This is a genomic window from Pseudomonas sp. TJI-51 (assembly GCF_000190455.2).
GTDB lineage: Bacteria > Pseudomonadota > Gammaproteobacteria > Pseudomonadales > Pseudomonadaceae > Aquipseudomonas > Aquipseudomonas juntendi.
Window position 1 is genome coordinate 1 of sequence record NZ_AEWE02000195.1, and the last position, 1324, is coordinate 1324.

Annotated in this window: 1 protein-coding gene; it reads right to left on the minus strand. The window is 54.6% G+C overall.

All coding sequences use genetic code 11. The features are described from left to right. Nucleotides 1-49: 49 nt before the first annotated feature. Nucleotides 50-1269, minus strand: a protein-coding gene (locus G1E_RS28155; protein WP_125855774.1) for an IS3 family transposase whose coding sequence is annotated in 2 segments (ribosomal slippage) — nt 50-921 and nt 921-1269 — 1221 coding nt in all. Because the reading frame shifts where the segments join, the coding sequence is not laid out codon by codon here. Between the last annotated feature and the right edge of the window lie 55 nt (nt 1270-1324).

Sequence of the window (1324 nt, forward strand, 5' to 3'; positions counted from 1 at the left end):
TGTCTAGTCCTGAAATAGGTTTACACCTGTTCAGGTTGGCCGATAGGCCTCAAAACGCCCGATGCACCGCATCGGGCGTTTTGTTTTTCAGAGCCATATGAGGCCGCTCTGCGTTGTAGATCTGCACCGCCTCATCGACCATCTGCCTTGCTTGCTCCAGGTCTTCAGGACTGCTCAACAGCAGCTCCGTCTTGAGGATTCCGTTGATTCGCTCGGCCAGTGCGTTCTGATAGCAGTCATATCCATCTGTCATCGAGCACTGAACCCCATGCCGCTGATGAAGTGACTGGTATAGCTCCGAGCAATATTGGATGCCTCGATCCGAATGGTGGACTAATGGCTGGCGACGACGTCGCTTTCGTAGTGCTTGCTTGAAGGCTTGCGCTACTGACTCGGCATGCAGGCTTTCATGGACGTGGTGGCCAACAATTTTCCTGGAGTACGCGTCCGTTACCAGGCTCAGGTACAGCGGGCCGTTGCGTGCGGGCAGGTAAGTAATGTCGGCAACCCAGACGTGCTCCGGTCTTATCGGAACGACTTGGCTTGGGCCGGGCTTGAGTAAGTTGGGGTGGCGATAGAAGCGATGAAAGCTCTGTGTTGTCTTGTGATAGGCCCGCTTAGGCAGCACTAGCAAACGGCGCTCTCCCAAGACCTGGAACAGCCTGTCTCGGCCGATTTGGAATCGTTTGTCAGGTTGGCAACGCAGCAGATAGTGCAGTTTGCGGGTGCCCAGACGAGGCTGGCGCATCCGGACTTGCTGAACAAACTCAACCACCCGATCTGCCTGGTGCTCTTTGCCATCAGCAGCTCGGTTGCGTTTGTAGTAAGCCTGTCGACTGATGCTTAGAAACTGACAAGCCCTGGCAATGCTCAGTCCTGCGACTTGACCTTGCGAGAGGACTTGCCGGATCGCTTTTTTACGACCGAGACACCATAGTCATTTTTCAGAACATCAACGACCGTTTCAAAGAACTGAGCCTTCTGGCTCATCAGCTCAAGCTGCTGCTCAAGCTCTTTGATCCGCTGCTCTGGAGTCAGCGTTTTGGGGTCAGACATCGCGCAGCTCCTCTCGTCGCGGATCGAAGCCCCCTGGCTCCAATCCTGCCGACCGTGCTTACGCAACCATACCAGAACCGTCGACCGACCCTGGATGCCATACCGCACCTGGGCCTGTTTGTAGGTCAGTTCGCCTTTTTCGATCTGATCAACCACCGCCAATTTAAAAGACAGTGAGTAATCACGCTGTGTGCGCTTTACACCTTGCTCCATCTGACTCTCCGGAAATTCGGGATGGAAGGTGTAAACCTTATTCAGGACGGGACAC